A 24,053-nucleotide genomic window follows, 5' to 3' on the forward strand; every position below is an offset into this window, starting at 1 on the left:
CGAGGGCGTCCCCGTTCTCCGGGGGCGCCCTCTCTAATGGACGCATGCCCCCTGCGATCCGAACCGCCACCGAGACCGACGCCCCCGCGATCGCCCATCTGCACCTGGCGTCCTACCGCGCCGCCTACCGCGGCCTGCTCCCCGACGACTTCCTTTCTGGCCTCGATCCCGCCCAACGCGAGCACCGCTGGCTGGAAAGCCTCCGCGACCCGTCCCGCGCCACCTTCGTCGCCGAATCCGGCACCGCGTTGACCGGCTTCGCCGAAATAGCGTTCTCAGGCGAACTGAAAGCCCTCCACATCGCCGAGACGCACTGGCGGCAAGGAACGGGCACCGCCCTCCACAGCCGGGCCGTCCACACCCTCAAGGCCGCCGGCCTGAAAAGCGCCGTCCTCTGGGTCCTCCAAGGCAACCAGCGCGCCTGCGCCTTCTACGAAACCGCCGGCTGGACCTTCACCGGCGAAACGCGCCACCGCACGATCCGCGGCACCGCCGTCGACGAACTCCGCTACCGGATCCGATGGCCGTAACCTGAGCGGGTGCAGGAAACCGTGACCTACGTGGAAATGACCGACCGGGCCCAGTTGAACCCCGCCGCGCCCGTCCAGGGCCTGCTCCTGGAACCCCTCGACCGCACTTCGCCCCTCATCCCCGACGTCATGTCCCGCGTCGGCGCCCCGCACGGCTGGAAAAGCTCCCGCCGCACCCCCGACGAATGGCGAGCCTGGCTCGCCGCGAACCCCCGCCGCGCCTTCGCCCTGCTCACCTACGAATCAGAACCGGCAGGCATCGTCGCCTGCGACCCCCACGACCACGAAGTGGAGATCGAGACCTTCGGCCTCCTCCCCGACTTCGTCGGCAAGGGCCTCGGCGCCCACGCGCTCACCCTCGCGGTCCGACGAGCCTGGGAACTGTCCCCCACGGCCACCCGCGTCTGGCTCCACACGTCCTCACTCGACCACCCCAACGCCCTCCCCAACTACTACCGCCGCGGCTTCCGCACCTTCAAAACCGAACCCGGCACCCGTCCCTGACCTCCAGGGCTCCTCACTGGGCGTCTACTACTATCCCGGTACGCCCATCATCATTTCCTCGCGGGAGGGGATTCCCAAGCCCACGTGAGGGACCCACATCCGGAGCGCCAGCAAGTACAGGCCAAGGATCAGAACCGGTGAGAGCCACCGCGAGAGCCGTGTCCGGTTGGCCGGCATGGTCAGGACCGCCAGCGCCGGAGTCGCCGATGCGGCGAATATCAGGCCGAGCGTATTGAGTAGCGGCCCCGGCCGGTTGTGACATCCGAACACCCAGACCCCGCCCCCTCCGCAGACGTCCGCCTGGGTGTAGAAGAAGGTGAGAAGGCAGAACAGGCCGCCGAGGAACCATGCGCACGCGGCCAATGCCACTTCGAGGCTCCGAATCGGCCGGGACAAGCCACCGCGCCGAGCAGCGCGCATGTCCATGACCGCCACGGCCGTCATCAGTCCGATGACAACGACCACGGCCAGCGTCTCCAGGCCCCACCCCAGGCTGCTCGCCTGAAAGGGCGGCTTGTCGGAGTCCGTGCTGTCCGTCGGCCAGGTTGCCACGGTCAGGACGAAAAGGGCCGTCACGGCCACCCAGGCTCCGCCCACCACCCCGTACTCGCGAAAGCGACCACCGGCCATCACCGGGCTTTTGAGCACGTGGACGCCTCCATCCGGTACCAGCGCAGATCTTCAACCTACAACTTTCGCCCCACGCGGCGGACCGCGGAATCTACGCGCCCAGATAACGACCGCACCTGGAGCCGAATGCGGTATCGCTCGGCGGTGCGCTCAGGGCAGGATCGGTTCCATGACGAACGTGGCCGACAGGCAGATCCCCAATTACCTGGACCATGTCGGGCCGGGGTGGCGCGACATCCTGATGCGGACCCACGCCGAACTCATCGCCGTACTGCCGAACTACCAGCTGGCTCAGGTCAAGGAGAAGTACGGCATGCTCGACGTCAACCTGGGCGTGTACTTCGACCCCGTCACCGGCGAACTCGGTGTCTCCCGTGACATCGGCGACCGGATCCGCGCCATTCTGACGGCCGCGCAGGACGAGTCCCGTCGCACCTGCGAGGTCTGCGGCGAGCCGGGCAGCGAGACCGGCCAGGAGTGGATCAGAACCCTCTGCCCCGACCACGCCCAACGGCGCTGAGCGGCAGACGGCCAGTCCCCCCCGATGCGCCCGACCCGCAATCGGACGGCTCCGCCCTGCACCACCGGCGCCGTCCGTTCCGCACTCTAGGCCTGACCACCCCCGGGCCTTCCTGCTGCTTCCTCGCCGGAGACCATGCGGTGTCCGCGGGCCGTGTCCATGTACTCGCGGACTCGGTGGATCAGGCCGTCTCGAAGCTCGAAGACGAAGCAGTAATCGTTGCTGTAGTGGTTGCCGTTGGCGAGCGTGGCCGTCATGGTCTCCTCCACGATCACGTGGTCGCCGTCGGCATAGATCCCGTGGAAGGTGACGGTGACGTCGTGCGCGAAGAAGCGAGGGAAGTCGTCGGCGAGAAAACGCACGATCGCCTCCCGGCCGACCATATGGCTGGAGCCTCCCAGCGCTACGGCGGTCGCGTTGTCCAGGGGCGCCAGCCACTCGGCGTCCTCAGTGAAGACCGCGGAGATCTGATCCGCGTCGTGGGTGGCGAAGGCTTTCCAGGCGTTCTGGACGATGTCCCGGCTGTACTGCGACATGGCCGAGACTCTAGAAAGGTGCGGGGGAGAGGACTGGCGAATTTACGACATCAACGCCGGCACCCCCTACCGGAGCATCCGCGGATCACCCCCGATCAAGGCCCTGACCTGGGCAATCCGGAACGCCTGGAATCGAAAGGCTGGGAACCGGTCTCGTGGAACCTGGGCCTCCGGCACTCCACCGTCGTCCTCCGCCGCACCGATTGCTGATGGAAGGTTGGACGGTGTGGTGAACCGACTCCCTGTGCGCAACCTGACTAATGAGTTCCTGTGCCTAGTGGTGGAACCGCTCGGTGAGGACTTCTGGCTGAAACCCCAGGAGACCCTGGTTGTGACCTATACCGCCGACGACGGTCATGATTCTGAGTTATCGATGGTGGTGGCAACCGATCACGTGCAGGCTTGGATCAACGAGGGCGACCCCTGCAACTTCAAGGTCACTGATGGGTCCGGAGCCGAGGTGACCTGCGGTCATCAGCGTCCGCCCGGTGGCTTCGCCCATAGCCCCGAGGACTGAGGGGCCGTCGCGCACAGGCGCCGTTGGGGCTTGGCGCGGGTGTCGGGGACGGTGTCATCGTTTGCGGTTAGAAGACCGAGATGTGGACGTGGTCGTAGTGGTTGGCGGTTACGCCGCCTCGGTTCTCCATGGCGCGCCAGCCGGGGCTGCGGAGGTCGTAGATGCGCTGGCGCCAGATGATGTACTTGATGCCGAGGGCGCTCGCGTGGGCGATGGCGTAGGCGGCGGTGGCGTCGCCGTGGGCCTGGGCGGCGCCGGTGGCCATGACGCCGCCGGTGGTGATCATGAAGTCGCAGGCGTGGCCGGTGCCGTGGTCCTGCGGGTCGCCGGTGCTGCGGACGCAGCCGATCGTGGGGAAGGGCCCCATCTCCTGGTCGATGACCGTCTTGACGTGCGCCATGCGGGGGGTGACGCCGCCCATCCCGACGCTCGGTGACTGCGGCTTGTACTTCTTGACCAGGGCCTCGACGCGCTTCTTCTGCGCGAGCAGGTCCTTGATCTCCTTCTGCAGTTCGGTGATCTTCTTCTGGGCCTGGTCGTGCGCGGTGGCCTGTTCGTCGACGAGCTTGCCGATCTGGGCGACCTTCGCCGTCTTGTTCTGGGCGAGGTGCTCGATGATGGAGTAGCCGCTCAGCATGTCGGACGGGTTGCCCGCGGCGAGCATGGAGATGGTGGGGCCCTGGCCGTCCGTCATGTACTGGGTGGCGGCCATCTGGGCGACGAGGGAGCGGGCTTCGTCGAGGTTGTTCTGCAGGCTCTGGGACTTCTGCAGGGCCTTCTTCGCGGCGTACTGGGCGTCCTTCAGCTTGGCGAGGTCGCCGCCGTACGCCTTGTCGAGCTTGTTGATCTGCGCGTTGAGCTTGGCGAACTTGCCGCTGTCGCCGGGGTCGGACGGCAGGGCGGGCAGCGAGCGCGGCGCGGCGGCGGACGAGGGCGCGGCGGTGCAGGCCAGCGGCAGCGCGATGGCGAGGACGGCCAGGGCCGTGCGCCGGGTTCGTCTCCGGAGGGTGGAGGTGGGGGACTCCACGTCTGCTCCTCTCCGGCCGGACCCGGGGGCGTCCGGCCGAACGCCAACGGACGGCGAGGGGGCCGTCCTTGTCCTCGCCAAGATTAAACGGCTGGGGCGGGTGGGGCGGTTCAACCCCCAAGAAGCCCGGCCCCCCGAGGGGAGCCGGGCCGTCCTACGGGAGGGTCACAGGCTGCTCTTGTAGAGCAGCCGGTTGGCCTGGCTCTTCATGCGGCCGAGGACGTTCTTGGTCGAGTTGTCGTTGAGCCACTTCTGCACCGTGGGGAACGTGGCCGTGGGGTGCGTCGAGAGGTAGAGGGCGGCGGTGCCGGCGACGAACGGGGACGCCATGGACGTGCCGCTCTCCAGGCCGGTCTTGTTGCCGGGCAGCGTCGAGCGGATGTCGTAGCCGGGGGCGTTGATGTCCACGCACTTGCCCCAGTTGGACCAGGTGGCGCGGTTGTCGTAGGACGTGGTGGCGCCGACGGCCATGACCCAGCCCGCGCTGGACGGGGAGGACTTGCAGGCGTCCTTGTTGTCGTTGCCCGCGGCGACGGAGACGAAGACGCCGGACTTGGACAGGTTCGTGACGGCGGTGTTGAGCGCCGTGGACTTGGCGCCGCCGATCGACATGTTCGCGACGGCCGGCTTGGCGGCGTGGGTGCGCAGCCAGTTCACCGCGGAGATGATGTCGGAGACGTAGCCCTCGCCGTTGCAGTCGAGGACGCGCAGGGCGCGCAGCTTGGCGCCCTTGGCGACGCCGTAGGTGTTCGAGCCGATGATGCCGGCGACGTGGGTGCCGTGGCCGTTGCAGTCGCCGCCGTTGCCGTTGAACGTGGGGGCGACCCAGGCGATGCCGGCGCGGCCGCCGAACTGCGAGTGGCCGGTGTCGAGGCCGGAGTCGATGACGTAGGCGGTGACGTTCTTGGCCAGGGAGCTGTAGTGGTAGCTCTTCGACAGCGGCCGCTTGCGCTGGTCGATGCGGTCCAGGCCCCAGGGCGCCGAGCCCTGCGTGCTCTGGGCCTTCATGACCTGGTCGTGCTCGATGGCGGCGACGCGGCCGTCGCGGCGCAGCTTGTTGAGCTGGTCGCCGGTGAGCTTGGCGGCGAATCCGTTGAGGACGCCGTCGAAGCGCTGGGCGCCGGCGGCCTTGACGGTCTTGACGGCCGTCTCGGCGGAGGCGCCTCGCTTCATGGTGACGATGTAGCGGCCGGGCACGGGGGTGCCTTCGGCGGCGGTCACCTTGACGAGGGAGGGGGAGGAGTCCGCGAGGACGGGGAGGGTCGCCGCGCCGCCGACGCACGCCGCGACGACGCCGGCGAACAGCAGCCTCCGGTGGACAGCCCGCAAGGCTTGTCTCCTTCTGCCGGGGGGCCGCGCTGTCGGCGGCCCGTCAGAAGATCGAGAGCTTCGATCGAGGGGCCACCCTAGCGGAACTGTTCTGACATAGACCGCAAAAGCGGACGTGTCAGACGGGTCGGGAAACGGCCGGAGTCGGCCGCCGACCGGAAGGGCTGGTGGGGGCGGGGTTCCGATCCCGTCGCGCGCCCGCCCCGGCCACGCGACGGCTCCCGGCGGCCCGGGTCAGCCGCGCGACAGCTTCCCGGAGTAGGCGAGGTTGGTGCCGGGCTTGTTCCACGCGTACTGGAGCGTCCCGTCGGGCAGCCGCTTGATCTGGACCGTGCCGGACGTGCAGGGCGCCGGGATGGCGAGGTCCATCGTCAGGTTGCTCTGCGTGCCGTTCTTGAGCGTGAGCGTCCCGTTGCAGTGCTCCCGCGGGTACAGCGCGCGCGCCGTCGTGGCACCGGTCTGGAAGGTGACCTCAATGGGGAACGACGCCTGCTGCGCGGTGTTCACCACCGTGCCCTTCCACGTGCCCGCGAACGGGCCGGGGACGGTGGTCACCGGCTGGTTGCCGGACGTGTTGGGCCGGTCGGGCGGCGGGTCGCCGTCGTCCTTCAGTTGCGGCCACAGCACGAGCATGATGATCGCGATGCCCACGCCCACGCCGATGACCAAGGACAACGCGACGCCCAGGACGTGGTTGCTCGGGCGGCGCATCCGGCCGAGGGACAGCAGCGGCGACCCCTTCCGCCGGCCGCCGCCGTGCTGGCCGGCGCCGCCCTGCTCGGCGCGCAGGCCGGGGATCAGGTGCGACGCCGTCGTCTCGTCCGGGGCGTCCGGCATCTCGACCGGGTCGAACGCGGTGGTCGGGGCGGGGTCGGACGGGTCGGCGGGCGGGGGCACGGCGCTCATCGTCGCCGTCGCGTCCGCCGCCGGAGCGCCGATGTTGAACGTGGTGGTCGCCTCGAACGCCGACGGGTCGAGTTCGGGCTCGGGCGCGGACGGCGCCGGAGCGGCGCCTCCACCGGGACCTCCCGACGCGGCGGGCTTGGCCTTCGCCAGAGGCGAGGACGCCAGGAGGTTCGAGAGCTTCCTGAAGGGCCGCGACGGCGGCGGAGTGAACCCGTGCCGGGCCGCCATGGGGGGACCCTGCATCTGAGGTCCGCTGCCGGGAGGCGGAGGTATGAACGGCTGCTGCGGCGGCGGGCCTGACGGTGGGCCCATAGGAGGGGGCGGCGGGCCCATAGGAGCGCCCATGGGCGAGCGTGGAGGCGCCTGCGGTGGCATGGGCGCGGGCCCGGCACCGGGAGGCGGCCCTTGTGGCGGGGGCGGCCCTACAGGGCCGGCGGGCTGGGCTGCAGAGGGCGCAGGTGGTGGCGGGGGCGGCTGCGCGGAAGGCGCGGCGCTTCCGGCGAGCGCACGGCCCTCTTCCACCATGGACGGGGGCATGCGCCCAGCGAGTCCGCTGCTCTCGTCAAGGAGCCGTTCGAGGAGCCGCTTAGCGGTCGGACGTGCGGCGGGGTCCTTGGCGAACGCGTCCCGCATGATCCCCTGCAAGGACGGCGGCACCTCGGACAGGTCCGGGTCCTCGTAGATGATGCGCTGCATCACCTCGGACGGGGAGCCCTCCCCGAAGGGCGCCTTGCCGGTCACCGCGAACAGCATGGTGGCGGCCCAGGCGAAGACGTCGGCGGCCGGGCCTATGCCGCTGCCGCTGAGCTGCTCGGGCGCCTTGTAGGCGGGGTCTTCGGTGATACGTCCGGTGGGCGCGGCGTTAACGGCCTCCAGCGCGCGCGCTATGCCGAAGTCGGCCATCCGGGGTCCGTTCCTGCCGAGCAGGACGTTCCCCGGCTTCAGCCCGTGGTGGACGGCGCCGGCCCGGTGGACGGCCGCGAGCGCGACCGCCGTACCGACCGCCACGCGTTCCACTACGGCGCCGCCGCGTTTGCCTTCCTCGTCCACGAGCTGCTGCAGGGAAGGGCCGTCGACCCATTCGCTCACCACGTACGGGCGGTCGCCCTCCACGTCGGCGCTGAGGATCGCCGCGGTGCAGAAGCCGGAGACCTTCTGGGCGGACGCGAAGGCGTTGGCGAACCGGGACCGGGCCACGGGCTCGCCGCTCAGCCGGACGTGCAGCAGCTTCACCGCGACATGGCCGCCGGCCGGGTCCCTGCCGAGGAAGACGGCGCCCTGCTCGCCGACGCCCAGCCGGCCCGTGACCTCGTACGAGCCGAGCCGTCGCGGGTCACCGGGCTGCAGGGGCAGCGCCTCGGGCATCTGACGAACCTCCGTGTCCTCCGGGGCCGCGTCCCCGGCCTCCCCGTTTCCCTTCACTCCCCCATGCGTGCCTGCCACCGGGGTCCATTTTTACCGTGCGCGCGGAGTCGTGGGTGCCATCGGCGGCCGAGCACCCTCGCCGGACCGGTGCCCGGCGGCCTCCCCTCCCCGCCTGCCGGCGGCGACCCGGTAGCGTCGGGGCGATGCCGCGAACACCGCTCTCCGCCGCCGTGCTGAACGAGCAGCGCGCCGCCCTGGGCCTGCCGCCTTACGCGGGCCCGGACGAGCCCGTGCCGCTGCGCCGCGCCGCCCTGCAGACCGTGCTGGCGGCAGCGGACGCGGGCGGGGACGCGGGCACGCAGGCGGGCACGCAGGCGGGCGCGGAGCTGCCCCGGCCGGTCGTCCGGGGCGCCGTCCGGTTCCTGCTCGACCGGCTCGCCGAGCTGGCGCCGGGCCGGTCGGTGGAGGTGCGCGTCCCTCCGCACGCCGCCGTGCAGTGCATCGCCGGCCCGCACCATACCCGGGGAACCCCGCCGAATGTGGTCGAGATGGACGCCGGGACCTGGATCGGGCTGGCGACGGGACGGCTGAGCTGGGCGGACGCCATAGCCGGCCACCGGGTCCGGGCCAGCGGGTCGCGCGCGGACCTGTCGGAGTACGTCCCCTTGCCGCTGGATTGATCCGGTTTCTCGGGGCCGACCTGGGATATTGGGTGCGAAGTCCAATTCGGGTCTTGCCCGGAGCGCCGGGCACTGCGAGCGTGGGTGCCGACCATCGGGGCACCGCATGGGCGAGACGCCGTGCAGGAGGTGGACCCGTGCTCGTAGCGCACTGGACGTTCGACGTCGCGACCGTCGACGGCCGCCGGGTGGCGGACGCCGCCGGGGGCGGCCCGGTCGCGGAGCTGAACGCGTCCGCGCAGATCGTCCCGGGGCGGCACGGGGAGGCGCTGAGCCTGGACGGGCTCGGCCGGGCGCTGATCCCCGCGATGCCGCAGCTGGTGCTGAGCCAGGTGTTCGGGTTCAGCGTGGCGTTCTTCGTCCAGGTGGTGGAGGAGCCCACCGGCGAGTGGCGCAGCCTGCTTTACAAGCCGGTCGCGGAGAGTGATGCGCGCGCGCTCGGCATGTGGCTCTATCCGGACGCCATGCGCCTGCGAGTGCAGTTGTTCACGGTCAAGGGCCCTGAGTACATCGACAGCCACGCAAGGCTGACTCCGGGGGAGTGGGCCCACGTCGCCTTCGTCGTGGACCACGAAGGCATGTTCCTCTACATCAACGGCCGTCTCGACACGGGCATGTCCCTAGAGCACGCCGTCGTGACGCCCGCCGGGCCGATCTACCTGGGCAGCGAACCCACCAAGCCAGGTTTCGGTGGCCTGATGGACGACTTCCGGGTGTACGCGTCCCCGCTGAGCGCCGAAGCCGTCGGCGCCTTGGCCGTCCAAGAGCACGGCTAGGGGCGAGCCAAGCGGAACGTCAGGGGTTCGACGTGTCGCGGACGAACGGGAACTCCTGCTCCACGCATCCCTGCCGCGCCTCATCGTTCGGGTAGCGGGACGTGTCCCCGCACATCGCCGCCTTGCTCAGCAGCCAGACCAGCGCCACGACGCCCACCACGACGGCTATGGCGCAGCACACGACGCCCGCCACCGCCGGCCACCGCTCGGACTGGCCCCGGACGAGAGCGATCGTCCCGAGGACGAGCCCCACGATCGCCGGGATCAGCCCCAGAAGGCACAGCGCCAGCCCTAGGAGCCCGACGATCCCGAGCACCAAGGAGGCCCGTGCCAGCCCGCTCCGCCGGGGCGGAGCCGGAGGCGAATAGGTCTGGTACCCAGGCAGCGTCATAGGTTCCTCCACGTGTCGGCCACCAGATTTGCGCGCGGACGCTGAAAGCCGTGCTCGCGGGGAGTAAAGGTCGCTTAAGGAGATCCACCGATCCGAGCAGGTGAAGGGGGCATCTAGACTGGCGGGCGTGCCTCTCCGTGACGGACGTCTGAGCCACGACATCGATCCCTCCGACCGCCCCCCGCAGGACGCCTGCGGTGTCTTCGGCGTCTGGGTCCCCGCGGACCAGGCGCCGAGGGCGGAAGTGAGCAAGCTCACCTACTACGGCCTGTACGCGCTCCAGCACCGCGGGCAGGAGTCGGCGGGCATCGCGGTAAGCGATGGCTCCCGGATCGTCGTCTACAAGGACATGGGCCTGGTCGCCCAGGTCTTCGACGAGTCGGTGCTGAACACGCTGCGCGGCCACATCGCCGTGGGCCACTGCCGCTACTCCACGACCGGCTCGCCGACGTGGGAGAACGCGCAGCCCACGTTCCGCTCGACCGAGGCGGGCGGGCTGGCGCTGGTGCACAACGGCAACCTGATCAACACCCCCGACCTGGCCGCGCGGCTGGAGCCGGGCGTGCTGACCGCCACCACCGACACCGAGGTCCTGACCGCGCTGCTGGCCACCCGCGAGGGCGGCCCGCTGGCCGCGGCGCGGGAGATCCTGCCGGTGACGCGCGGCGCGTACTCCCTGGTCTTCATGGACGAGGGCGTGCTGTACGCGGCGCGCGACCCCGAGGGGATCCGGCCGCTGGTGCTGGGCTCGCTCGAGGACGGCGGCTGGGTGGTCGCGTCCGAGACCGCCGGTCTCGACATCGTCGGCGCCCGGTTCGTCCGGGAGATCGAGCCCGGCGAGCTGATCGCGATCGACGGCGGCGGGGTCCGCTCCGAGCGGTTCGCCGAGCAGCGGCCCAAGGGCTGCCTGTTCGAGTACGTGTACCTGGCCAGGCCGGACACCACCATCGCCGGGCGCAGCGTCCAGGCGACGCGGGTCGAGGTCGGCCGCCGGCTGGCCCGCGAGCACCCCGTCGAGGCCGACCTGGTGATCCCGACGCCGGAGTCGGGCACCCCGGCCGCGATCGGCTACGCCGAGGCGTCCGGCATCCCCTACGGCCAGGGCCTGGTGAAGAACTCCTACGTCGGCCGGACGTTCATCCAGCCGTCGCAGACGATCCGCCAGCTCGGCATCCGGCTGAAGCTGAACCCGCTGCGCGAGGCGATCGAGGGCAAGCGCCTGGTGGTGGTGGACGACTCGATCGTCCGCGGCAACACCCAGCGGGCGATCGTCGGGATGCTGCGGGACGCCGGCGCCAAGGAGGTGCACGTGCGCATCTCCAGCCCGCCGGTGTCGTGGCCCTGCTTCTACGGCATCGACTTCGCCACCCGGGCCGAGCTGATCGCGGGGCACCTGTCGGTGGAGGAGATCCGCGACTCCATCGGCGCCGACAGCCTCGGCTACATCTCGCTGGACGAGCTGATCTCCGCCTCGCGCATCCCCAAGGACAACCTGTGCCGGGCGTGCTTCGACGGCGTCTACCCCATTCCGGTGGAGGACGCCGCCCGCGGCAAGCACCTGCTGGAGGTCACCCGATGACCTCGTACGAGGCCGCCGGTGTCGACATCGCCGCGGGCGAGCGCGCCGTGGAGCTGATGAAGTCGCGCGTGGCGCGCGCGCGGCGTCCCGAGGTGGTGGACGACGCCAGCGGCTTCGCGGGCCTCTTCGACGCGTCCGCGTTCCTTCGCTACAAGCGGCCCCTGCTGGCGACGTCCACGGACGGCGTCGGCACCAAGGTCGACCTGGCGCGGCGCCTCGGCATCTACGACACGGTGGGGCACGACCTCGTCGGCATGGTCATCGACGACCTCGCCGTATGCGGCGCCGAACCGCTGTTCATGACGGACTACATCGCCTGCGGCAAGGTCGTCCCGGAGCGCATCGCCGACATCGTCGGCGGTATCGCGGACGGCTGCGCCATCGCGGGCTGCGCCCTGGTCGGCGGCGAGACCGCCGAGCACCCCGGCCTGCTGGAGGCGGACGAGTTCGACATCGCCGGCGCCGGGACGGGCGTGGTGGAGGCCGGCGAGCTGCTGGGCCCGGACCGGGTCCGCCCCGGGGACGTGGTCATCGCCATGGCGTCGTCCGGCATCCACTCCAACGGGTACTCGCTCGTCCGCCACATCCTGGCCACGACCGACCTCGCGCTGGAGTCGGAGCCGTCGGAGCTGGGCCGCCCGCTCGGTGAGGAACTCCTCACACCGACCCGCATCTACGCGCAGGACTGCCTGGCCCTCACCCGGGCCGGCGGGGTGCGTGCGTTCGCCCACATCACCGGCGGCGGGCTCGCGGCGAACCTGGCGCGGTCCCTGCCGCCGTCGGCGGACGCCGTGCTGAGCCGGTCGTCGTGGGAGGTGCCCGCGCTGTTCCGCGTCCTGCAGGGGCACGGCGACGTGCCTCAGGCGGAGATGGACAAGACGTTCAACCTGGGCGTCGGCATGGCCGCCATCGTCGCGCCGGACGCCGCCGACGAGGCGCTGCGGCTGCTCGGCTCGCGCGGCGTGCCGTCATGGGTCCTCGGTGAGATCACCGAGGGCACCGGCCAGGCCGTCCTCAGCTGACCGTTCTCGGCCCCCGCCCGGAGCGCCCGGGCGGGGCGCTGAGCGCGACGCTGGGACGCCGGCGGGCCCCATGGGTCCGCTGATGCGCCCGATGCGTAGAACGCGACTCCTCGCGGCGCTCAGCGCCGCGGGACGACCGACGGTGAACGAACGCCACCGCCCGCGCGAGCGGGCGGTGGCGTGTTGTTCAACCGGTCAACCGGAGGTGCCGTCCTTGCGCTCCTCGGTCCCGTAGTCGTCGGCGTAGTCGGCGTACTTCTCGGCGAGCTCATCGTAGGAGTCGTCACCGGAGTCGTTGACCCCGAGTTCGTGCTTCAGGCGGTCGAGGTCTGTACCGCCGCTGTTGTACTTGAGCTGGCGGGCAACCTTTACCTGCTTGGCCTTGGCTCGGCCGCGACCCATTGGCTCGACCCCCTCGATGGTCAGGGCTTTCGTGGGCCCATCAACGCGCGCGTGTACCACACGAACCGGTGCCTGATGAGCCATGCGTCAGTCACGGATACAACCGTACCCGTTTTGCGCCCGGCTCGGTACATCGACGGTACGTGGCGGCGCTCTTGTTGCGGAGGACTCCAGTGTATCCGGTGGTCAGGGCCGCCCTCCAGGGCGCCCGCAGGGGGCCCTGCGACACGCGGACGAAACGGTCGCCATCGGCGCGAACGCCAACGGACCGCCGCGCAGCGGGTCACACCGTGATCGCGGCGGTCCGGGGGGATGCGTCAGATCCCCGATGGCGTCAGATGCCCGGCGGCGTCAGAGCAGGATGCCGCGCAGGCGCCCGATCTCGGACATCCGCCGCTCGGCGAGCCGGTCGGCCGCCACCGCCGGCGGGACGCCCTCGTCGGCGGCCAGCGCGAAGATCTTCCGGGTCGTGTCGTAGATCCCCGTCGCGCGGGCCTTCGCCCGGTCGAACTCGAAGCCGCCGATCTCGTCCGCGACCTGGATCACGCCGCCCGAGTTCACCACGTAGTCGGGCGCGTACAGGACGCCGCGGTCGGCGAGCCGCTTCTCGATGCCGGCGTGCGCGAGCTGGTTGTTGGCCGCCCCGCACACCACCTTCGCGGTCAGCACCGGCACGGTCTCGTCGTTGAGGGAGCCGCCGAGCGCACACGGTGCGTACACGTCCAGCTCCGTGCGGACCATCTCGTCCTTGTCCGCGACCACGTCGACCTCGGGGTGCAGCGCCTGCACGCGCTCTACCGCCGCCTCGCTGACGTCGCAGATGACCACGTCCGCACCGTCCTCGCGCAGGTGCTCCACCAGCCTGTGGCCGACCTTGCCGACGCCCTCCACGCCGACCCTCTTGCCGCGCAGGGTGGGCGAGCCCCACACCGTCTCCGCTGCGGCGCGCATGCCTTGGAACACGCCGTATGCGGTCAGGATGGACGAGTCGCCCGCGCCGCCGTGCGCGACCGTACGCCCCGTGACGAACTGGCACTCCCGCGCCACCACGTCCATGTCCTCGCTGTACGTACCGACGTCGCACGCCGTGTAGTAGCGGCCGTTCAGCGACTGGACGAACCGCCCGTACGCGCGCAGTAGCGCCTCGGACTTGTCCTGGACGGGGTCACCGATGATGACGGCCTTGCCGCCGCCGAGGTCCAGGCCCGCCAGGGCGTTCTTGTACGCCATGCCGCGGGACAGGTTCAGCACGTCCGCGAGCGCCTCCTCCTCCGTCCCGTACGGGTAGAAGCGGGTGCCGCCCAGCGAGGGGCCGAGCGCGGTGGAGTAGATCGCGATGATCGCGCGCAGGCCGCTGGCCTCGTCCTGGCAGAAGACGACCTGCTCGTGTCGGGGCTCTGTGCCCTTGTGGGGCGACCCGAAGACATTAGGCACGGTAGTGCCCTCCTCTCTGTCTGCAGATCAGACTAAGGGGCTCCGGTATGGCGTGTTCGCGGCAGCGTTCGTCCGGTCTCATGTCACGATGCGGTGGTGTTTCCGTACGCGGCGTACCTACGGGTATATGAACCGGTGACCGCCTTCCCGGAGCCCGCGCGGACCCTGTGGACGGCCTACGCCGACTCCAGGCGGCGGCCCCGGCGGATCCACGCGCTCGGCGCCGAGCACCGCGGCGCGGCGCGGCGCGTCGTCGGCGCGCCGCCCGAGGTCGCGCCGGACCGGGAGAGCCGGGACGCCTACGTCCGGCGGGTCGACGACGCGATCTACGTCTGCCCGTGGGAGACCCGGCTGCGGTCCTGGCTGGCGTTCGAGCGGTTCCGCGGCGAGCACGCCGCCGCGCTCGCCGCCGCGTTCGTCCCGCCGCCGCTGGCCGAGCGCGTCGCCCGCGACTTCGAGCGGTGGAAGCAGGCGGGCCGCCCGCTGCGGCCGCACATACTGACCAGCACGTGGCACGTCCCGCTGGACTGGTTCGTGCCGTTCGCCCGCCGGGAGCGGTGCCTGATGCTGGGCGCGCCGGGCACCGGCTACGGCGCCCCGGAGGGCGCCCCGGACGACGCGTCGCAGGAACATGCAGGTCATGGCCCTGCGACGGCGGCTCCAGCGCGTACCCTCATCTACGTCACCTCGATGGGGGAGGCGCGCCGCCGGGTCGCCGCCGCCCTCCCGGTGGTGCGCGAGCACCTCGGCGACGGGTCGGGGGAGGTCTTCCTGCTGTCGGCGGGCCGGCTGGACACGCTCGGCCGGTGGCTCGGGGAGTTCCACCCGCGGGCGCTGGTGGAGCTGGACTACGGCGGCCTCGTCCATCTGCTGGACGACCGGGCGCTGGAGTCGGACGAGTCCGTCGCGGAGATGGCCGTCGCGCTCACCGGCATGGAGCGCGGTGAGGCCGAGCTGACCGTGGCGATGTACAAGCGTCTCCTCGCGCGCTGGAGGCCCGTGCGGGCCCTCGAATCGGCGAACTAAAACAAATTTCCCGAATCCGCGCGCGATACGACTATACGTGTCGCTAGAATCACGCAGCGTGACCCAGTCATCATCGGACACGCGCAGCTCCCGGCCCCGGCGGGGATGTTTGCACGCAACTACCGCCAGGAACTTGCTTGTTGCGCTGAGTGGTGGCAAGGTTACACGTTGTGATGTCATAGTGGCTCTTTCGGGCCATAGGGGACATCAGTGACCGCGCGAGGATCAATCGCAGGATCGCTGTCATCGGTCCACGGAGGAGAGGCCGCAAACATGTCAGCACGTACGCCAGAGGCCGAGCCCCTGCTGACGCCGGCGGAGGTGGCGACGATGTTCCGCGTCGACCCCAAGACCGTCACGCGGTGGGCGAAGGCGGGAAAGCTCACGTCCATCCGCACGCTCGGGGGGCATCGGCGCTACCGCGAGGCGGAGGTGCGCGCGCTGCTGGCGGGCATCCCGCAGCAGCGGTCGGAGTAGCCGCTCCGGTCGGCCGGGCTCGAGCCGAGCCCTGCCGGAAGCACCCGGCCGAACAACTGGGGGGGCGGCCAGGAGGCCTCTGGACGACCCCGCGCGCAAGGATTTCGCGCGGGGACGGTGCGGCGGCCTCCTGGACGAACGGGCCGGGACCACGGTCATCCGAGAATCGCGGTCCCGGGCCGATCACCGTCCGGTCTGGACGTCCCGCTCGCGACCCGCGAGCGGGACTGTCCTTTTCCGTCCCGCCCGGCGGCTCGGGCCGCCCGCCCGGGTGACCGGACGCGGGTGACCGGATGAGGTCAGCGGGTCTTCCCGGACCGGCAGGACGCGGGCCGGGTCAGACGCTCATCTCTTCCTGGGCGAGACGGTCGAACAGGGCGCCGGTCGACGGGTCGTGCCTGCCTGCCACGTGCAGCATCACCACGAGCTGGTCCACCACGAGGGCCTCCAGCTCGGCGCGGGACACGTCGCGGTTGTCCAGCCAGTCCAGGCCCGCGGTCTCCACCGACGCCATCCACGAGCGCAGCGTGATGCGCAGGATCGGCGGCGGCGTCTCGACCTCCAGCGAGTGCAGGATCCGGTCCAGCAGCAGCTGCCGGATGCCGTCGACGATCTCCCCGACCTCCCCGGAACGGTCCGCCGGGCCGCCGCGCAGCAGCGCCGTGTAACCGGCCGCGTGGCTCTCCACGAAGTCGAAGTACCGTTCCAGCGACACCCGCAGCCGCTCCAGCGGCTTGCCCTCCGCGGGCGGTTCCAGCAGCACCGACAGCTGCTTGGCGGCGCTGCCGAGCGCCGCGAGGTACAGCTCGTACTTGCCGCCGAAGTAGTGGTAGACCAGCGCGCGCGAGGCGCCCGCGGCGGCCGCGACGTCGTCGATCGAGATGTCCTCGGGCGAGCGCGTGCTGAACAGCTGGAGCGCCGCCTCGATCAGTTCCTCTCGCCGTTCGTCCACGCTGAGCCTGCGGCGTCCTTGCCCACCGCTCTGCCGGCTCCGCGCCTTACCGCCGGCCACCGCACGTTCTGCCACCTGGGCAGCGTATCCGAGGGCGGCGGGGGCGGGTCGTGGTCGCGCCCGGCCGGGCGGGCTTTTCACCGGGTCGTGATCACCCGCCGACACCGCTGTGATCCGGAACACCACAGGCCGCAACTGCCATTGTCGTATGCCCGTTACTCACTGTTGCGACGATATGGGGCGAAGGAGAGGCATCATGGCATCTCCTCCGCGGCGCAGGAGGTGCGCCGGCCCCCCGCGGCGTGCCGCCGCGGTCGGCCGCGAAGACCCGAAGAGGCATGCCTAGGCCCCCCTGGACGGAGTGCCATGTCAGCTGGTGAAGCAAGCCCCCCGCACGAGACGCCGGTGGTGGGGGAGGGCGCGGTGCCGCCGCCGCGCGCCCCCGCACCCGCGTCGCGCTCCGACGAGGGGAGGCCGGTGCCCGCGCCGAAACCGACCATCCGCAACGTCGCCGAGCGGGCGGGCGTCTCCAAGTCGCTCGTCTCGCTGGTGATGCGGGGGTCACCGCACGTGAGCGAGCGGCGCCGGCAGGCGGTGCTGCAGGCGGCGCGGGAGCTCGGCTACCGGCCGAACGCGGTGGCGCGCAGCCTCGTGGAGGGCCGCACCCGGCTGATCGGCGCGATCGTCGCCGACCTGCACAACCCGTTCTTCGCCGAGTTCCTGGACGGCCTCCAGGAGAGCCTGCACGGCGCGGGGCTGCGGATGCTGGTCGGCAGCGGCCGCTGGGACCCCCTGTTCGAGGCGGAGGCCGTAGAGGCGTTCCTGGAGATGCGGGTGGACGGCCTCGTGCTGCTCAGCGTCGTCCCGGAGTCGCTGAAGGAGGCCGCGGCGAGCGTCCCGGTGGTGGTCGTGGGCGAGCGCGACGTCGTCGGGGTCGACATCGTGGTGGACGACGACGAGCTGGGCGCGAGCCTCGCCGTCGACCACCTGGTCGGCCTGGGGCACCGGCGGATCGCGCACATCGAGGGGGCGCGCTCGACGACGGCGCGGTACCGGCGGGCGGGGTACGAGAAGGCGATGCGCCGGCACGGGCTGAGCGAGGAGATCGTGGTCGAGCCGGGCGACTTCACCGAGGACGGCGGCTACCGGGCGGCCCGCGAGCTGCTGCGCCGCGAGCACCGGCCCACCGCGATCTTCGCGCCGAACGACCTGGTCGCGACCGGCGCGCTGTCGGCGGCGGACGAGCTGGACATGTCGGTGCCCGAGCAGCTGTCGATCGTCGGCTACGACAACACCCATCTCGCCGCGATCCGGCACATCTCGCTGACCAGCGTCGACCAGCCGCGCCGGGACATGGGGCGGGTGGCCGCGGAGCTGCTGACGGCGCGCATCGGCGACCCGTCCCGGGCCGCGAAGCAGAACCTCGTCGTCCCGCATCTGGTGATCCGTTCGACGACCGGCCCGGCCCCCGCCGTCTAGCGCGGGACGGCCCGCGGGCGCTCCCCTCGCCCCTGCCCGCGGCGTTTCCCCGCACCCGCCCGCGGCTCCCCTCGCATCCGCCCACGGCCTCCCTACGGCCGGGCGTTCCTCGAAGTGGTGTGGCGCGGGTAAGGGGCTGGCCAAGCCTGCCGCATTCCCCGGCCTCCGCCCCCTTGGCGGCGCCTTAATGGACTCACCGCTCGGCGTGGCGCGCGGGCGGCTCCTGTATGGGGCCTCCGCGCGGCCGGGCGGCCGTGGGCAAAGGGTCGTGTTCACCCAAGGGGGTTCAGCTCGTGCGTGATCCGGAACTGGTGTCGTGCGCGCAGCGCGCGGCGAGCGAACTGGAGCAGGCGTGGTCGCAGTGGCGGCACGCGCGCGGACTGGCCGAGCAGGTCTCGGAGTCGGTCGCCAGCTACGTCGCCCATTCGATCGACCACCCCTGGGGGCGGCCCCGCGTGGTCCTCGGCCTGGACGCCGACGAGGCGCGCGCGCTGGCGGCGCTGCTGGGCAAGGAGGACCCGCTCCTCTGACGCGCCCGTTTTCGCGACTTCGTTTGACGAACGCCCCTGCGTGTGCAGACTGTCAGGGTCGGTAACGAAGTCATCACGGAGGACGACCTGTGCGCATCCAACGAGGCGGTCCCGCGGTCGCCGGTCTCGCGCTGTGCCTCGGCGCGCTGGTCGCGTGCGGTGGCGGATCGTCCGGTGGGAAGGCGTCGCCGGCCGGTGACACCGCCGCGCCGCCGACCGCCGGCGCGACGACCGGCACCTCGGCGGGCGGCCCCATCTCGCCCAAGGGCTCGGGCGGCCACCCGCTGGCGGGCAAGGTCGTCGTGATCGACCCCGGCCACAACGGCGGCAACGCCTCGCATCCGAGCGAGATCGGCAAGCAGGTCTACGTCGGCAACGGCACCAAGGAGTGCGACACCACCGGCACCGACACCGTCTCCGGCTACTCCGAGCACGCCTTCACCTGGGACGTGTCGAACCGGCTGGCGAAGATCCTGCGGTCCCAGGGCGCGAAGGTGACGCTGACCCGCAAGAACGACACGAGCGTCGGGCCGTGCGTGAACCAGCGCGCGGCGGTCGGCAACGAGCTGCACGCGGACGCGGCGATCTCGATCCACGGCGACGGCGCGGCCGCGTCCGGGCACGGGTTCCACATCATCGAGCCCCTCGCCGTCGGCAAGAACGCCAAGATCGTCGCGCCGTCGGTGAAGCTGGGCACGGCGCTGCGCGACGCCTACCACTCCGGCACCGGCATCTCGTACTCCACGTACCTGGGCACCAAGGCCATCGACAAGCGCAGCGACCTCGGCGGGCTGAACATGTCGACGGTCCCGAAGGTCTTCATCGAGTGCGGCAACATGCGCAACAAGGGCGACGCGGCCAAGATGACCAGCGCCTCGTTCCGCCAGCGCATGGCCGAGTCGCTGGCGAAGGGCTTCGACACCTACCTCGGCTGATCGTCGGCGTGCCGGCGGCCGGCGAGGACGATGAGGGCGCCGGCCGCGGCGAGGGCGGCCAGGGCGGCGGCGAAGAGGGTGGCGCCGGTGGTCAGGCCCGCGGCGTCGCTGAGGTAGCCGGCGGTGACCGGCAGGAGCCCGGCGGGGACGTAGCCGCCGATGTTGAACGCGGCGTTGGCCTCGGCGAGGCGGCGCGGCGGGACGGCGGCGTTCAGCAGCGACAGGCCGCCGAGCTGCCCCATCCCCTGACCCGCGCCCGCGAGGGCGGCGGACGCGGCGAGCGCCGTGACGGACGCGCCGTGCACGGCGGCGACCAGCGCGGCCATCGCGGCGGCCGTGGCGGCGGAGCCCGCGAGCAGGACGGTGCGGCGGGGCAGCCGCTGGACGGCGAACTGGACGCCGGTGGCGGCGGCGAACATGAGGAACGCCAGGCCCCCGGCGACGGCCCGGTTCCCGGTGCCGAGCAGCCCGAACAGCAGTGACGGGCCCAGCGACAGCACGAACGACGTCGCGGTGATGCCGGGCGCGAAGACCGCGATACCGAGGACGAGCCGCACGGCGCTGCCGCGCGGCACGCCCGGCATCCGGATCCACGTCCGCACAGCTGTGCCGGCCGTCCGCGCGGGGGCGCCGGCCGGCCGCGGCAGCGGCATCCGCATCACGACCAGGACCGCGGTGACCAGCAGGACGGCCTCGACGGCGAACACGGTGACGGCCGGGGCGGGCAGCGTCTCGGACAGGACGCCCGACAGCAGCGGGCCCAGGCCGGCGCCGAAGACCATCGCGGACGAGGCGAGCAGCGCGGCGAGGCGGCGGCGGTGCGGCCCGGCGACGTCGGTGACGGCGGCCATGCCGGCGGAGACCGTCGCGCCGACGGCGATGCCGGTGAGCAGCCGCGCGACGATGAGCGCGGTCACCGTGCCGGCGGTCGCGAACACGCCGCAGGCGAGCAGGGCGAGGGCGAGCGCGGGCAGCAGCACGGGACGGCGGCCGAGCCGGTCCGACAGGACGCCGGACACGAGCAGCGAGCCGAGCAGCCCGACGATGTAAAAGGCGAAGACGACGGTGAGCGTGCCCTTGGAGAAGCCGATGTCGCGCTGCCAGAGCACGTAGAGCGGGGTGGCCGCGTTCGACAGCACGAACACGGCGGTGACGGGCCACCCGGCGAGCCAGATCCAGCGGGTGCGGGCGTCCTGGCGGGGGGCGGATCCGGGGGCGCGGATCGTCCGGGCGTGCGGCATGGGGGTCCCTTCGCCGAAGCAGTACGACTTTTTTCGAACTTAGCATGCAGTACGATGAAAGTCGTACAAGCGGGAGAGGGGACGGGACATGGCGACGACCGCGCGACCGGCGATCAGGGTGCTGCCCGAACCGCCCGGGCTGCCCGAACCGCTGCCCGAGCCGGCCGCCGCGGACCTCCGGCTCGAGACGGTGTTCGGCGCGCTCAGCGGGCCGCTGCGGCTGGAGATCGTCCGCAGGCTGCTGCTCGAACGCGAGGAGTTCGACCATCCCTGCGGCTGGTTCGGCTTCGACCGGCCGAAGTCGTCGCTGACCCACCACTTCAAGGCGCTGCGCGAGGCCGGCGTCCTGCGGCAGCGCCAGTACGGGCTGGAGCGCCGCAGCGAGGTCCGCATCGACGACCTCAACGCCCGCTTTCCCGGCCTGATCGACCTCGTCGCGGGCTGGGAGCCGGACGCGTCCTGAACCCGCCTGGACTCGGCGGCGCGTGCGGGGCGCGGGCGGGGCGTCCGGCGGGCAGGATGGGCGGATGCGTGATCTTCGGGAGCCCCTGCGCCGCGTCCGTGCCGCGTTCGAGGACGCCGGCTACACCGTCGGCGGGGTGCGCGGGCTGCTCGGGCCGGTCGCGGGCGGCGCGCTGGCGCGCGACGAGATCGTTCCGGCGCTGCGGGCGACGCGGGGCGGGTCGCCGCTGGAGGCGCTGACCCGGCTGTTCTGGCTGCAGGTGCCGGTGGACGCGGCCGCGCTCGACGCACGTGACCTGGTCGCGGCCGGGCTCGCGGAGTCGTCCGGCGGGGAGGTGCGGCCGCTGCTGCACGTCGAGCCGCTGGAGTCGGTGAGCGGCGAGGGGCACGCGGGATACGTCGTCGCCGATCTCAAGGTGCGGCCCGGGTCCGGGACGGTCCCGGCGGACGATCACGTCGTGGGAACGGGCGGCGCGTCGGGGAATCTGGCCCGCCTGGTTGTCCACAAGCCTGTGGATAACGTGCTCGACCTCGGCACCGGATGCGGCGTCCAGGCGGTGCACCTGCACGACCGGCTGCGCCCCGGGCGGATCACCGCGACGGACGTGAACCCGCGCGCCCTGGAACTCGCCGCGATGAGTTTCGAGCTGTCCGGAATGGACGGCGTCGAACTGCTGGAGGGGTCGCTGCTGGAGCCGGTGCGGGGCCGGCGCTTCGACCTGATCGTGTCGAATCCGCCGTTCGTGGTCGCGCCGTCCGGCGACCGCCGGTTCACCTACCGCGAGTCCGGGATGCCGGGCGACGACTTCTGCCGGCGGCTCGTCGGCGCGGCGCCGCAGATCCTGGAGGACGGCGGATACTGCCAGCTCCTGGCCAACTGGCTGCATGTCGACGGTGTCCCGTGGGAGGAGCGCGTCGGCGGCTGGACGCAGGGCTGCGACGCGTGGATCGTCCAGCGGGACGTCCAGGATCCCGCCGAGTACGCCGAGTTGTGGCTGCGCGATTCGTGCGAGGCGGGCACGCCCGAATACCGGGCGCGCTACGACGCGTGGCTGGAGCACTTCGAGCGGCAGGGCGTCACGGGGATCGGGTTCGGGTGGATCACGTTGCGGCGCGCCGAGCGTCCCGCGGTCCGGATCGAGGAGCTGCGGCAGGCCGTCGAGCAACCGGTGGGCGCCTATGTGGAAGGCGTCTTGGACGGGTTCGGGAACGCCGAAAAGTTTTCCACAGGCTGTGGATCGCCGTTGCGGGTCGCGGACGGTCTCGTCCAGGAACAGGTCGGCCCGCCGGGCGCCGAGGACCCCGAGCGGATCGTGCTGCGGCAGACCGCGGGGCTGCGCCGGGCCGCCGGCGTCGGGACGGTCGAGGCGGCGCTCGCCGGGGTCTGCGACGGCAGCGTCCCGCTCGCCCCGCTGCTCGACGCGATCGCCCAGCTCACCGGCATGGACGCCGGGCAGGTGCGGGCGCATGCCGACACCGTCCTGCCCGAGCTGATCGCCGACGGTTTCTTCGAGGTGCCCTAGCGGCGGACGACGGCCTCCATCGCGCGCCCGAGGTCGCGGTGCCGGTTGATCAGGACGGTGAAGCCGATCGCGAGGTAGATCCCGGAGAGCACCAGCCGGGCCTGCTCGCCCGGCAGCGCGAACTGGACCGCGAACAGCACGAACAGCAGCGCGGCCTCCCATCGCCGCAGCACCAGGTCGATGAGCAGGCCGAGCCCGAGGACGGTCTGCGAGGCGGTCAGCAGCACCTCCTCCAGCTGCCGCGAGTCGAGCGGCAGCGACCAGCCGCCGCCGCCCGCCTTGTAGGCCAGCGGCAGGCTGCCGATCAGCAGCGTCCACTGGTTGACCTTGCTGGACAGCAGCGCGCCGATCGCGTCGGCGTCGCGCAGCCGCCACGCGAACACCACCGCGACGATCAGCTCCGGCGCCTCGGACGCCAGCGGCGCGAGCCACTGGACGAGCAGGAACTCGTCGATGCCGAGCGCGGAACCGGCGTCCACCAGCGAGTTCGCGAACGGTTCGGCGGAGATGAACACCAGGATCGCGCCGATCGCGAAGCCGGCTCCGGTGGCGGTGCGGCGCATGCGGCGCGGCAGGGTGACGAGCCAGGCGGGCACTCCCGCGAGGTCCTCCACGTCCTCGCCGCCGCCGCGGGCGATCCGGCCGAGGTAGATCGCGTACACGGCGATCAGGACGATCGCGATGTACCACCCGATCTCGGCGGTGAGCGCGGGGATGAAGCCGAGCACGGCCGCGAGCGCGAGGAACCCGAGTTCGGTGCGGTGGTGCGGGGCGAGCCGCACGTCCTGCTCCCTGGCCGATGGGGGCCTGCCGTGGCGTCCGCCGCGCCGGGAGACGCGCCGCACGCCGAGCGTGAACGCCAGCACGACCAGCGCCCAGCCGACCCCGACGAGGAGCCGGTTCGCGCCCGTCATGTTGGCCGCCGCATAGCCCGCGTAGTGCGGTTTCGTGCCTGCCGCGTACGCGTAGTACACGTCCACCGCGTACTCGGGCAGCACCGCGATGAGCGCGAGGAGGGCCAGCGCGAGCGCGCCCGACATGTCGGCGCGGGCCGTCTCGGCCGCCCACATCAGCAGGATCGCGGCGGCGAGCACCCCGGCGCCGTAGATCACGGCGGAGGCGACGGCGGGCGGATGCAGCCCGGCGGCCCGCGTCACGACCGCGGGCAGCGCGATGACCAGCGCGGCGCCGATGCGGACGAGCAGCGTCTCACGGGGCACCAGGTCGCCGGGCATACCGGCACTCGTGCCCGGCGGCCCTCCGGCGATGCCCAGGTCAGG

The 24,053-nt window shown here is 71.8% G+C and carries 26 protein-coding genes; 15 read left to right on the forward strand and 11 right to left on the reverse strand.

Features of this window, described 5'->3' with window-relative positions; translation table 11 throughout:
- The first annotated feature begins 44 nt into the window (after positions 1-44).
- The gene (locus tag J4709_RS00715) at positions 45-530 is read left to right on the forward strand and encodes a GNAT family N-acetyltransferase (protein WP_208235702.1); all 486 of its coding nucleotides are present in this window, start codon (positions 45-47) and stop codon (positions 528-530) included.
- A gap of 9 nt (positions 531-539) precedes the next feature.
- Entirely contained in the window at positions 540-1,034 is a 495-nt protein-coding gene (locus J4709_RS00720; RefSeq protein ID WP_307800832.1) for a GNAT family N-acetyltransferase, read from the forward strand.
- Between the two features lie 30 nt (positions 1,035-1,064).
- On the opposite strand, the gene J4709_RS00725 is transcribed toward J4709_RS00720, so the two are convergent.
- Positions 1,065-1,682 carry a hypothetical protein gene (locus J4709_RS00725; protein ID WP_208235703.1) on the reverse strand — a complete coding sequence of 206 codons (618 nt, stop codon included), beginning with the start codon at positions 1,680-1,682 and terminating at the stop codon, positions 1,065-1,067.
- Positions 1,683-1,833: 151 nt separating this feature from the next.
- On the opposite strand from J4709_RS00725, the gene J4709_RS00730 reads away from it, so the two are divergent.
- The gene (locus J4709_RS00730) at positions 1,834-2,184 is read left to right on the forward strand and encodes a hypothetical protein (RefSeq protein WP_208235704.1); all 351 of its coding nucleotides are present in this window, start codon (positions 1,834-1,836) and stop codon (positions 2,182-2,184) included.
- A gap of 86 nt (positions 2,185-2,270) precedes the next feature.
- On the opposite strand, the gene J4709_RS00735 is transcribed toward J4709_RS00730, so the two are convergent.
- A complete protein-coding gene (locus tag J4709_RS00735) occupies positions 2,271-2,720 on the reverse strand; it encodes a nuclear transport factor 2 family protein (protein ID WP_208235705.1) in 450 nt (149 codons plus the stop codon).
- 226 nt (positions 2,721-2,946) lie between these two features.
- Between J4709_RS00735 and J4709_RS00740 the strand changes: the two genes are divergently transcribed.
- On the forward strand, positions 2,947-3,237 hold the full coding sequence (locus tag J4709_RS00740; RefSeq protein ID WP_208235706.1) for a hypothetical protein: 291 nt from the start codon (positions 2,947-2,949) through the stop codon (positions 3,235-3,237).
- 67 nt (positions 3,238-3,304) lie between these two features.
- On the opposite strand, the gene J4709_RS00745 is transcribed toward J4709_RS00740, so the two are convergent.
- From J4709_RS00745 to J4709_RS00755, 3 genes are all read right to left on the reverse strand, one after another.
- Positions 3,305-4,264, reverse strand: a complete 960-nt coding sequence (locus tag J4709_RS00745) for a coiled-coil domain-containing protein (protein ID WP_173097137.1) — start codon at positions 4,262-4,264, stop codon at positions 3,305-3,307.
- 165 nt (positions 4,265-4,429) lie between these two features.
- Positions 4,430-5,593, reverse strand: coding sequence for a S8 family peptidase (locus J4709_RS00750; RefSeq protein ID WP_208235707.1), 1,164 nt, complete (start codon positions 5,591-5,593; stop codon positions 4,430-4,432).
- A 234-nt stretch (positions 5,594-5,827) separates the two neighbouring features.
- Positions 5,828-7,864 (reverse strand): serine/threonine-protein kinase, encoded by a 2,037-nt coding sequence (locus J4709_RS00755; RefSeq protein ID WP_208235708.1) that lies wholly within the window; start codon positions 7,862-7,864, stop codon positions 5,828-5,830.
- 203 nt (positions 7,865-8,067) lie between these two features.
- Here J4709_RS00755 and J4709_RS00760 point away from each other — a divergent pair, with 203 nt between their 5' ends.
- Positions 8,068-8,544, forward strand: coding sequence for a sterol carrier family protein (locus tag J4709_RS00760; protein ID WP_208235709.1), 477 nt, complete (start codon positions 8,068-8,070; stop codon positions 8,542-8,544).
- Positions 8,545-8,681: 137 nt separating this feature from the next.
- Positions 8,682-9,320, forward strand: a complete 639-nt coding sequence (locus J4709_RS00765; protein WP_208235712.1) for a LamG domain-containing protein — start codon at positions 8,682-8,684, stop codon at positions 9,318-9,320.
- A 19-nt stretch (positions 9,321-9,339) separates the two neighbouring features.
- Here the strand turns inward: J4709_RS00765 and J4709_RS00770 are convergent, their stop codons facing one another.
- Positions 9,340-9,711 carry a DUF4190 domain-containing protein gene (locus tag J4709_RS00770; protein WP_208235713.1) on the reverse strand — a complete coding sequence of 124 codons (372 nt, stop codon included), beginning with the start codon at positions 9,709-9,711 and terminating at the stop codon, positions 9,340-9,342.
- A 127-nt stretch (positions 9,712-9,838) separates the two neighbouring features.
- Between J4709_RS00770 and purF the strand changes: the two genes are divergently transcribed.
- Both purF and purM read left to right on the forward strand, forming a co-directional pair.
- Positions 9,839-11,290 carry an amidophosphoribosyltransferase gene (gene purF, locus J4709_RS00775; RefSeq protein ID WP_208235715.1) on the forward strand — a complete coding sequence of 484 codons (1,452 nt, stop codon included), beginning with the start codon at positions 9,839-9,841 and terminating at the stop codon, positions 11,288-11,290.
- Entirely contained in the window at positions 11,287-12,312 is a 1,026-nt protein-coding gene (gene purM, locus J4709_RS00780) for a phosphoribosylformylglycinamidine cyclo-ligase (protein WP_208235717.1), read from the forward strand. The genes purF and purM overlap by 4 nt, the downstream gene beginning before the upstream one ends.
- A gap of 195 nt (positions 12,313-12,507) precedes the next feature.
- Here purM and J4709_RS00785 read toward each other — a convergent pair whose 3' ends face one another.
- A complete protein-coding gene (locus J4709_RS00785; protein WP_173101388.1) occupies positions 12,508-12,714 on the reverse strand; it encodes a DUF3073 domain-containing protein in 207 nt (68 codons plus the stop codon).
- Positions 12,715-13,065: 351 nt separating this feature from the next.
- A complete protein-coding gene (locus tag J4709_RS00790) occupies positions 13,066-14,148 on the reverse strand; it encodes a Leu/Phe/Val dehydrogenase (RefSeq protein WP_173097129.1) in 1,083 nt (360 codons plus the stop codon).
- 96 nt (positions 14,149-14,244) lie between these two features.
- Between J4709_RS00790 and J4709_RS00795 the strand changes: the two genes are divergently transcribed.
- A complete protein-coding gene (locus J4709_RS00795; protein WP_208235718.1) occupies positions 14,245-15,174 on the forward strand; it encodes a DUF8083 family protein in 930 nt (309 codons plus the stop codon).
- 273 nt (positions 15,175-15,447) lie between these two features.
- Positions 15,448-15,651 (forward strand): developmental transcriptional regulator BldC, encoded by a 204-nt coding sequence (gene bldC, locus J4709_RS00800; RefSeq protein WP_012850682.1) that lies wholly within the window; start codon positions 15,448-15,450, stop codon positions 15,649-15,651.
- 337 nt (positions 15,652-15,988) lie between these two features.
- On the opposite strand, the gene J4709_RS00805 is transcribed toward bldC, so the two are convergent.
- Positions 15,989-16,603, reverse strand: a complete 615-nt coding sequence (locus J4709_RS00805; protein WP_307800834.1) for a TetR/AcrR family transcriptional regulator — start codon at positions 16,601-16,603, stop codon at positions 15,989-15,991.
- Between the two features lie 366 nt (positions 16,604-16,969).
- Between J4709_RS00805 and J4709_RS00810 the strand changes: the two genes are divergently transcribed.
- The 3 genes from J4709_RS00810 to J4709_RS00820 all read left to right on the forward strand — a co-directional run bounded on the left by J4709_RS00810 (position 16,970) and on the right by J4709_RS00820 (position 19,547).
- Positions 16,970-18,082, forward strand: a complete 1,113-nt coding sequence (locus J4709_RS00810; RefSeq protein WP_208235720.1) for a LacI family DNA-binding transcriptional regulator — start codon at positions 16,970-16,972, stop codon at positions 18,080-18,082.
- Between the two features lie 293 nt (positions 18,083-18,375).
- Positions 18,376-18,612, forward strand: a complete 237-nt coding sequence (locus tag J4709_RS00815; protein WP_151542608.1) for a hypothetical protein — start codon at positions 18,376-18,378, stop codon at positions 18,610-18,612.
- An 89-nt stretch (positions 18,613-18,701) separates the two neighbouring features.
- Positions 18,702-19,547: an N-acetylmuramoyl-L-alanine amidase gene (locus J4709_RS00820; RefSeq protein WP_307800837.1), complete on the forward strand. Its 846-nt coding sequence runs from the start codon at positions 18,702-18,704 to the stop codon at positions 19,545-19,547.
- Here J4709_RS00820 and J4709_RS00825 read toward each other — a convergent pair.
- Positions 19,535-20,788, reverse strand: coding sequence for an MFS transporter (locus tag J4709_RS00825; RefSeq protein ID WP_208235722.1), 1,254 nt, complete (start codon positions 20,786-20,788; stop codon positions 19,535-19,537). The genes J4709_RS00820 and J4709_RS00825 overlap by 13 nt on opposite strands.
- Positions 20,789-20,876: 88 nt before the next feature.
- On the opposite strand from J4709_RS00825, the gene J4709_RS00830 reads away from it, so the two are divergent.
- Both J4709_RS00830 and J4709_RS00835 read left to right on the forward strand, forming a co-directional pair.
- Positions 20,877-21,251, forward strand: a complete 375-nt coding sequence (locus tag J4709_RS00830; RefSeq protein WP_208235724.1) for an ArsR/SmtB family transcription factor — start codon at positions 20,877-20,879, stop codon at positions 21,249-21,251.
- A 64-nt stretch (positions 21,252-21,315) separates the two neighbouring features.
- Positions 21,316-22,773: a DUF7059 domain-containing protein gene (locus tag J4709_RS00835; RefSeq protein WP_208235726.1), complete on the forward strand. Its 1,458-nt coding sequence runs from the start codon at positions 21,316-21,318 to the stop codon at positions 22,771-22,773.
- On the opposite strand, the gene J4709_RS00840 is transcribed toward J4709_RS00835, so the two are convergent.
- Complete coding sequence (locus J4709_RS00840; RefSeq protein ID WP_208235729.1) at positions 22,770-24,008, reverse strand: calcium:cation antiporter family protein; 1,239 nt, start codon at positions 24,006-24,008, stop codon at positions 22,770-22,772. The genes J4709_RS00835 and J4709_RS00840 overlap by 4 nt on opposite strands.
- Positions 24,009-24,053 lie beyond the last annotated feature (45 nt).

It is taken from the genome of Actinomadura violacea, from assembly GCF_017573465.1.
GTDB classification, from domain to species: Bacteria; Actinomycetota; Actinomycetes; order Streptosporangiales; family Streptosporangiaceae; genus Spirillospora; species Spirillospora violacea.

Excerpts from the sequence above, each read along its gene's own strand:
- J4709_RS00715 (WP_208235702.1), top strand. The coding sequence starts at position 45 with ATGCCCCCTGCGATCCGAACCGCCACCGAGACCGACGCCCCCGCGATC.
- J4709_RS00730 (WP_208235704.1), top strand. The coding sequence starts at position 1,834 with ATGACGAACGTGGCCGACAGGCAGATCCCCAATTACCTGGACCATGTC.
- J4709_RS00735 (WP_208235705.1), bottom strand. The coding sequence starts at position 2,720 with ATGTCGCAGTACAGCCGGGACATCGTCCAGAACGCCTGGAAAGCCTTC.
- J4709_RS00755 (WP_208235708.1), bottom strand. The coding sequence starts at position 7,864 with ATGCCCGAGGCGCTGCCCCTGCAGCCCGGTGACCCGCGACGGCTCGGC.
- J4709_RS00760 (WP_208235709.1), top strand. The coding sequence starts at position 8,068 with ATGCCGCGAACACCGCTCTCCGCCGCCGTGCTGAACGAGCAGCGCGCC.
- J4709_RS00770 (WP_208235713.1), bottom strand. The coding sequence starts at position 9,711 with ATGACGCTGCCTGGGTACCAGACCTATTCGCCTCCGGCTCCGCCCCGG.
- purM (WP_208235717.1), top strand. The coding sequence starts at position 11,287 with ATGACCTCGTACGAGGCCGCCGGTGTCGACATCGCCGCGGGCGAGCGC.
- J4709_RS00785 (WP_173101388.1), bottom strand. The coding sequence starts at position 12,714 with ATGGGTCGCGGCCGAGCCAAGGCCAAGCAGGTAAAGGTTGCCCGCCAG.
- bldC (WP_012850682.1), top strand. The coding sequence starts at position 15,448 with ATGTCAGCACGTACGCCAGAGGCCGAGCCCCTGCTGACGCCGGCGGAG.
- J4709_RS00810 (WP_208235720.1), top strand. The coding sequence starts at position 16,970 with ATGTCAGCTGGTGAAGCAAGCCCCCCGCACGAGACGCCGGTGGTGGGG.
- J4709_RS00825 (WP_208235722.1), bottom strand. The coding sequence starts at position 20,788 with ATGCCGCACGCCCGGACGATCCGCGCCCCCGGATCCGCCCCCCGCCAG.
- J4709_RS00830 (WP_208235724.1), top strand. The coding sequence starts at position 20,877 with ATGGCGACGACCGCGCGACCGGCGATCAGGGTGCTGCCCGAACCGCCC.
- J4709_RS00835 (WP_208235726.1), top strand. The coding sequence starts at position 21,316 with ATGCGTGATCTTCGGGAGCCCCTGCGCCGCGTCCGTGCCGCGTTCGAG.
- J4709_RS00840 (WP_208235729.1), bottom strand. The coding sequence starts at position 24,008 with ATGCCCGGCGACCTGGTGCCCCGTGAGACGCTGCTCGTCCGCATCGGC.